Origin of the sequence: Micromonospora maritima, from assembly GCF_902825405.1 — a bacterium.
Taxonomy (GTDB): Bacteria; Actinomycetota; Actinomycetes; order Mycobacteriales; family Micromonosporaceae; genus Micromonospora; species Micromonospora maritima.
The window spans coordinates 1-7,705 of sequence record NZ_CADEAU010000262.1 but is presented as its reverse complement, the minus strand read 5'-3'; the positions used below and the strand labels follow the sequence as shown (position 1 = coordinate 7,705).

The following is a 7,705-nucleotide window of genomic DNA, read 5'->3' as shown; positions in this document are numbered from 1 at the left end:
CACGCGGACGCCGGTCGGGCGGACGCCGTCGGGCGCCCGACGGACCGGGACAGCTGAGCGGGGGAGCCATGCGCAGCGCGGTGGTGGTCGGCGCGGGCCTCGGCGGGATGGCGGTGGCCGGCGCGCTGGCCCGCTCCGGTTGGCGGGTCACGCTGCTGGAACGGGCCGACCGGGTCCGGCCGGAGCCGACCGCCGTGGTGCTCTGGCCCAACGGGGTACGCGCGCTGCGCGCCCTCGGGCTCGGGGCCGGGCTGGACGCGATCGCCACGCCGCTGCCCGACGGCGGGATCCGTCGCCCGGACGGGCAGTGGCTGGTGCAGCCCCGGCCCACCCCGGCCGAGCGGATGCCGGTGGTGGTGCACCGGGAGGACCTGCACGACGCGCTCATCGCCGGGCTGGGCGACCAGGTGGAGCTGCGTACCGGCGTGGGCGTACGCACCGTGCGCGCGGTGCCCGGTGAGCGTCCCGCGGTGGGCGACGGCCGGCACACGTTCGAGGCCGACCTGGTGGTGGCCGCCGACGGCACCGACAGCGAGATCCGCCGGCAGCTCGCCCCGGAGACGACGGTGGTGAGTTCCGGCTGCGCCGCCTGGCGGGCGGTCATCCCCTGGTACCGCGCGCCGCAGCTCCCCGCCGACCAGTCGGTGCACGGCGAGACGCTCGGCGCCGGCTACCGGTTCGTGGCCGCCTCGCTCGGCGAGCGGGGCACCGCCGGCGCGTCCCGTCGGGGCGGCATCTACTGGGTGGCCACGGCCGCCGGGGCGCCCCGCCCCGAGCCGCCGGAGATCCAGTTGGCCCTGCTCAAACGCTGGTACGCGGGCTGGCCCGCGCCGATCGCCACGCTCCTGGAGGCGACCGACCCGGCGGACGTGGTGCAGCAGGAGATCCGCGAGTTGCGGCCGCTGCCCCGGGCGTACGGCTTCGGAGTCGGGCCGGGCGGCGTGGTGCTGCTCGGCGACGCCGCGCACGCCATGCCCCCGCACCTGGGGCAGGGCGCCTGCCTGGCCTTCGAGGACGCGGCCACGCTCGCCGGGCTGCTGCGCGAGTCCCGGCTGCCCGACGCGGTGACCGGCTACGACAGGTTGCGCCGGCCTCGCGCGGCCACCATGGTCCGGCAGACCCGCCGCATGTCGGCGGTGCTGCAGACCCGGGGCCGGCTGGCGTTGCGTGCCCGGGACGCGGCGCTGGGCACGATCAGTCCGCGGATGCGCAGCACGGCCGCCGCGGCGGCCGCCGCCTGGCAACCGCCGTCCTGACCGCGTCGGGGTTCCGGCCCCGTCCGGGCGGGTCGGTGCTCAGATGACGGCGGCCGGCTCGGCGATGCAGGCGGTGCCGACGCGGCGGAAGCCGACCCGCAGGTAGACCCGGGCGATGTCCTCGCTGCCGGCGCTCAGGAAGATCAGGTCGGTGCCGCTCGCGCGCAGTTCCCGGGCCAGCGTGGCGGTGACCGCCGCGCCGAGCCCGCGTCGGCGGGCGGACGGCAGCGTGGCCACGCCGGCGATCTCCGCCACGTCGCCCACCCGCATCGCCATGCCGCTGGCCAGCGCGCCCTCGTGCGGGGTGCCGGCGAGCACCGAGACGCGCCGGCCGTCGGCCACCCGGGTGGCCTCCTCCTCCAGCGCCTCGACGTCGAGCCGGGCGATCGCGGCGTCCCGTTCGGCCGGCCCGGCCTCGCCCCGGGCGGTGCCGCCGTGGGCGAAGCCGACCGCGGCGACGGCCCGGCGCAGCGCGATGTCCGCGGCGAATCCCGGGTCGCCGGGGTCCAGCACCCGCACCGGTACGTCACTGAACGTCCCCGGGTCGGGCAGCCGCTCCGGTTCGAGCAGCATGAGCGGCGCCTCCAGCACGGTGAGCCCGGCCGAGCGGGCCACGGCGAGCAGCTCGGGCTGGTGCTCGTGCACCCACTCGAACGCCTCCGGCAGGCCCAGCTCCCGCTGCCGGGCGCGGACGGCGGTCACCTCGGCCAGCGTGGGCACCCCGGCGGCGTCGGGACGGGGCCGGGCGTAGAACGGCCAACCGGCGCCGTCGCGGACGAAGAGCACCAGGGAGTCGAACTCCTCGGTCCGGGCCCCGTCGCGGGGCACCGCGTCGTAGAAACGCTCCAACCGGTCGAGTACGTCACCTCGTACGACATCCACCGCGCGAGACTACACGTCCCAGCATCTGGAAGTGTGATCAATCTGAACTGGCCTTGCGCCGTACGCCCTAACGTAGACTCAATAAACCCCAGCGGGCCGACGTCGTCCCCACCATGATCCAACCTGAGTGACGACAGGAGGCCCGGTGGCCTTTCCGTACCCTCTCAGCCCGCAGCCGGCCCCAGGGACGACGGGGCTCTACGACCCCGCGCACGAGCACGACGCCTGCGGTGTGGCCTTCGTGGCCGACCTGCACGGGCGGCGCTCGCACCAGGTCGTCGCGAACGGCCTCGGGGCGCTCTGCCGGCTGGACCACCGGGGCGCCCGGGGCGCGGAGCACAACACCGGGGACGGCGCCGGCATCATGATCCAGGTGCCGGACGCGTTCCTGCGCGCCGTGGTCAACTTCCCGCTGCCCCCCGCCGGCCAGTACGCGACAGGTCTGGTCTTCCTGCCCGACGACGACGCGGCCGAGGCCCGCGCCCGCCAGGTGGTGGACAAGTACGCGCTGGTCGAGGGCGCCGACGTGCTCGGCTGGCGCGAGGTGCCGACCGACGCGTCCGGCCTGGGCGAGACCGCGCTCGCGGCGATGCCCCGGGTCCGGCAGCTCTTCGTGGCCGCGCACCGGCTGACCGACTCGCCGGCCGGCCCGGCCGGGTCCCCGCTGGCCGGCCTCGACCTGGACCGGGTGGCGTTCTGCCTGCGCAAGCAGGTCGAGCGGGAGACCGCCGAGCGGGGCGTGCCGGCATACTTCCCGTCGCTGTCCGGCCGGACGATGGTGTGGAAGGGCATGCTCACCCCCGACCAGCTCCCGGCGTTCTATCCGGAGCTGACCGACGAGCGGGTGGTGAGTGCCATCGCGCTGGTGCACTCGCGCTTCTCCACCAACACGTTCCCGTCCTGGCCGCTGGCGCACCCGTACCGGTTCATCGCGCACAACGGCGAGATCAACACGATCCGCGGCAACCGCAACTGGATGCAGGCCCGGGAGGCGCTGCTGCGCAGCCCCAACGTGCCGGGCAACATCCGGCGGGTCTTCCCGGTGTGCACGCCGGCGGCGTCCGACTCGGCCAACTTCGACGAGGTGCTCGAACTGCTGCACCTGGCCGGCCGGAGCCTGCCGCACGCGGTGCTGATGATGATCCCCGAGGCGTGGGAGAACGACCCGGACATGCGCGCCGACAAGCGCGCGTTCTACCGCTTCCACGCCAGCCTGATGGAGCCGTGGGACGGCCCGGCCTCGGTCGCGTTCACCGACGGCGAGATCGTCGGCGCGGTGCTGGACCGCAACGGGCTGCGCCCGGGCCGCTGGTGGCACACCGCCGACGGCCTGGTGGTGCTCGGTAGCGAGGCGGGCGTGCTCGACCTGGACCCGTCCACCGTCGTCGCCAAGGGCCGGCTCCAGCCGGGCAAGATGTTCCTGGTCGACACCGTCAACGGCCGGATCGTCTCCGACGACGAGATCAAGACCGAGCTGGCCGCCGCGCAGCCGTACCAGGAGTGGCTGCACGCCGGTCTGATCGAGCTGGACGACCTGCCCGCGCGCGAGCACACCGTCTACACCCACGACTCGGTGCGCCGCCGGCAGCAGACGTTCGGCTACACCGAGGAGGAGCTGAAGATCCTGCTCGGCCCGATGGCCCGCAGCGGCGCGGAGCCGCTCGGCTCGATGGGGACCGACACGCCGATCTCGCCGCTGTCCACCCGGCCGCGGCTGCTCTACGACTACTTCCACCAGCTCTTCGCGCAGGTCACCAACCCGCCGCTGGACGCCATCCGGGAGGAGCTGGTGACCAGCCTGGCGTCCACGATCGGGCCGGAGGGCAACCTGCTCGATCCCGGTCCGGCGAGCTGCCGGCAGATCGTGCTGCCCTACCCGGTGATCGACAACGACGAGCTGGCCAAGATCCTTTCCATCGACGAGGACGGCGACCTGCCCGGCTTCAAGGCGGTCCGGGTCTCCGGGCTCTACCGGATCCGCGACGGCGGGGCCGGAATCAAGGCCCGGCTGACCGAGATCTGCCGGCACGTCTCCGAGGCCATCGAGGACGGCGTCCGGATCCTGGTGCTCTCCGACCGGGACTCCAACGCCGACCTGGCGCCGATCCCGTCGCTGCTGCTCACCGCCGCGGTGCACCAGCACCTGGTCCGCGAGCAGACCCGCACCCAGGTGGCGCTGGTCGTCGAGTCCGGCGACTGCCGGGAGGTGCACCACGCGGCCGTGCTGATCGGCTACGGCGCGGCGGCGGTCAACCCCTACCTCGCCTTCGAGTCGGTCGAGGACATGATCTCCACCGGCACGTTGGCCGGCGTCGACCGGGTGAAGGCGGTCCGCAACTACGTCAAGGCGCTCGGCAAGGGCGTCCTGAAGATCATGTCCAAGATGGGCATCTCGACCGTGTCGTCGTACTGCGGTGCGCAGGTCTTCGAGGCGGTCGGCCTGGACACCCGCCTGGTCGACAGGTACTTCCGCGGCACGCCGAGCACGATCGGCGGCATCGGGCTGGCCGAGATCCACACCGAGGTGGCCGCCCGGCACGCGCGGGCCTGGCCGGCGCCGGGCGCGCAGGCCAGCGACCGGCTGGAGATCGGCGGCGAGTACCAGTGGCGCCGCGAGGGCGAGCTGCACCTGTTCAACCCGGAGACGGTCTTCCTGCTCCAGCACGCCACCCGCAGCCGCCAGTACGACGTGTTCCGGCAGTACACCGCCAAGGTCGACGAGTTGGCCGCGCAGGCGGGCTCGCTGCGCGGGCTGTTCCGGCTGCGCACCGGCGTACGCCCGGCGGTGCCGCTGGACGAGGTCGAGCCGGCCACCGAGATCGTCAAGCGCTTCGCCACCGGCGCCATGTCGTACGGGTCCATCTCGGCCGAGGCGCACGAGACCCTGGCGATCGCGATGAACCGCCTCGGCGGCAAGTCCAACACCGGCGAGGGCGGCGAGGACGTCGAGCGGCTGCACGACCCGGCGCGCCGCTCGGCGGTCAAGCAGATCGCCAGCGGCCGGTTCGGCGTGACGAGCGAATACCTCGTCAACGCGGACGACCTCCAGATCAAGATGGCGCAGGGCGCGAAGCCCGGCGAGGGCGGGCAGCTACCCGGCAACAAGGTCTGGCCGTGGATCGCCCGGACCCGGCACGCCACACCGGGAGTCGGCCTGATCTCCCCGCCGCCGCACCACGACATCTACTCCATCGAGGACCTGGCCCAGCTCGTCCACGACCTGAAGTGCGTCAACCCGGCCGCCCGGGTGCACGTCAAGCTGGTCAGCGAGGTGGGCGTCGGCACCGTGGCGGCCGGCGTCGCCAAGCTCAAGGCCGACGTCATCCTCATCTCCGGCCACGACGGCGGCACCGGCGCGTCCCCGCTCAACTCGCTCAAGCACGCCGGCACGCCGTGGGAGCTGGGCCTGGCCGAGGCGCAGCAGACGCTGCTGCTGAACAAGCTGCGCGACCGGGTCACCGTGCAGGTCGACGGCCAGCTCAAGACCGGCCGGGACGTGCTGGTCGCCGCGCTGCTGGGCGCCGAGGAGTTCGGCTTCGCCACCGCGCCGCTGATCGTCGAGGGCTGCGTGATGATGCGGGTCTGCCACCTGGACACCTGTCCGGTCGGCATCGCCACACAGAACCCGGTGCTGCGGGAGCGGTTCACCGGCCGGCCGGAGTTCGTGGAGAACTTCTTCCTCTTCCTCGCCGAGGAGGTCCGGGGCTACCTGGCCGAGCTGGGCTTCCGCAGCATCGACGAGGCGATCGGGCACACCGAACTGCTCGACGTCGTCGACGCGATCGACCACTGGAAGGGCCACGGGCTCGACCTGAGCCGTGTGCTGCACCTGCCGGAGCTGCCCGAGGGCGCGGCCCGCCGGGGCGTCCGCGCCCAGGACCACGGCCTCGACGCGGCGTTGGACAACCGGCTCATCGAGCTGGCCGGTCCGGCGCTGCGCGACGGCAGCCCGGTCCGGGTCGAGGTCGAGGTGCGCAACGAGCACCGCAGCGTCGGCGCGATGCTGGGCGGTGAGGTGACCCGTCGCTTCGGCGGCGCCGGGCTGCCCGACGACACCGTCGAGTTCCTGCTGCGCGGCACCGCCGGCCAGTCGTTCGGCGCGTTCCTGCCGCGCGGCGTCACGTTGCGCCTGCACGGCGACGCCAACGACTACGTCGGCAAGGGCCTGTCCGGCGGGCGGATCGTGGTCCGGCCGGACACCGACGCGCCGTTCGTCGGCGCCGACGCCGAGCCGGGCCGTCGGGCCGAGGACCAGATCATCGCCGGCAACACGATCCTGTACGGCGCGACCGGCGGCGAGGTGTTCCTGCGCGGTCGGGTCGGCGAGCGGTTCGCGGTGCGCAACTCCGGCGCGGTGGCCGTGGTCGAGGGCCTCGGCGACCACGGCTGCGAGTACATGACCGGCGGCACGGTGGTGGTGCTCGGGCCGACCGGGCGCAACTTCGCCGCGGGCATGTCCGGCGGCACCGCGTTCGTGCACCGGCTCGACCGCCGGCTGGTCAACGCCGAGCTGGTCGACCTGTCTCCGCTGCGCGACGAGGAGCGCGACCGGTTGCACGCGCTAGTCCAGCGCCACTTCGCCGAGACCGACTCGGCGGTGGCCGAGGACCTGCTCAAGCGCTGGGCGGAGGCGGTGGAGGAGTTCACCGCCGTGGTACCCCGGGACTACCGCCGGGTCATGGAGATCATGCGGGCCGCCGAAGCCGCCGGCCGAGACGTCGACGACGCGGTGATGAGCGCACTCGCGGCGACAGCCGCCCCGGCGGCTCAGCCTTCCGCGTCCGTGCCACCTGCGCCGCGGGTGGTCGCCCAGGAGGTGGCTCGTGCCTGACCCGAACGGATTCCTGCGCTACGACCGGCGGCTGCCGGCCCGCCGTCCGGTGCCGGTGCGCATCTCCGACTGGCGGGAGGTCTACCCGCCGGCCGGTGAGGAGCTGGTCCGCGAGCAGGCCACCCGGTGCATGGACTGCGGCATCCCGTTCTGCCACGACGGCTGCCCGCTGGGCAACCGCATCCCGGACTGGAACGACCTGGTCCGCACCGGCAACTGGGACGCGGCGGTGGAGTCGCTGCACGCCACCAACAACTTCCCCGAGTTCACCGGCCGGCTCTGCCCGGCGCCGTGCGAGGCGGCCTGCGTGCTGGGCCTGGGCGGCCAGCAGCCGGTCACCATCAAGCAGGTCGAGGTGGAGATCGCGAACGCGGCGGTGGCCCGCGACGGCCTGCGGCCCCGGCCCGCGTCCGCGCCGACCGGCCGGTCGGTCGCGGTGGTCGGGTCCGGCCCGGCCGGGCTGGCCGCCGCGCAGCAGCTCGCCCGTGCCGGTCACACGGTCACCGTGTACGAACGCGACGACGCGATCGGCGGCCTGCTCCGCTACGGCATCCCCGACTTCAAGCTGGAGAAGCAGCACGTCGACCGCCGGGTCGCCCAGCTCACCGCCGAGGGGGTGCGGTTCCGCGCCGGCGTCGAGGTCGGCGTCGACGTGACCGCCGCGCAGCTGCGCGCCGAGCACGACGCGGTGCTGCTCGCCTGCGGCGCGTTGCAGGGCCGGGACACCCCGGGCACC

4 protein-coding genes are annotated in these 7,705 nt (G+C 74.1%); 3 read left to right on the top strand and 1 reads right to left on the bottom strand.

What is annotated here, in order from left to right:
* Nucleotides 1-68: 68 nt before the first annotated feature.
* Nucleotides 69-1,256 (top strand): FAD-dependent oxidoreductase, encoded by a 1,188-nt coding sequence (locus HUW36_RS21010; RefSeq protein ID WP_174529732.1) that lies wholly within the window; start codon nucleotides 69-71, stop codon nucleotides 1,254-1,256.
* 39 nt (nucleotides 1,257-1,295) lie between these two features.
* Here the strand turns inward: HUW36_RS21010 and HUW36_RS21005 are convergent, their stop codons facing one another.
* Complete coding sequence (locus HUW36_RS21005) at nucleotides 1,296-2,138, bottom strand: GNAT family N-acetyltransferase (RefSeq protein WP_174529731.1); 843 nt, start codon at nucleotides 2,136-2,138, stop codon at nucleotides 1,296-1,298.
* 145 nt (nucleotides 2,139-2,283) lie between these two features.
* On the opposite strand from HUW36_RS21005, the gene gltB reads away from it, so the two are divergent.
* Together gltB and HUW36_RS20995 are read left to right on the top strand one after the other, a co-directional pair.
* Nucleotides 2,284-6,969, top strand: a complete 4,686-nt coding sequence (gene gltB / locus HUW36_RS21000) for a glutamate synthase large subunit (RefSeq protein WP_174529730.1) — start codon at nucleotides 2,284-2,286, stop codon at nucleotides 6,967-6,969.
* Nucleotides 6,962-7,705: FAD-dependent oxidoreductase (locus HUW36_RS20995; protein WP_174529729.1), on the top strand; the 744-nt coding region annotated here is incomplete at its 3' end. The genes gltB and HUW36_RS20995, both read left to right, overlap by 8 nt.

Bases quoted from the DNA above. Each gene is read 5' to 3' on its own strand.
- HUW36_RS21010 (WP_174529732.1), top strand. From the start codon at position 69: ATGCGCAGCGCGGTGGTGGTCGGCGCGGGCCTCGGCGGGATGGCGGTG.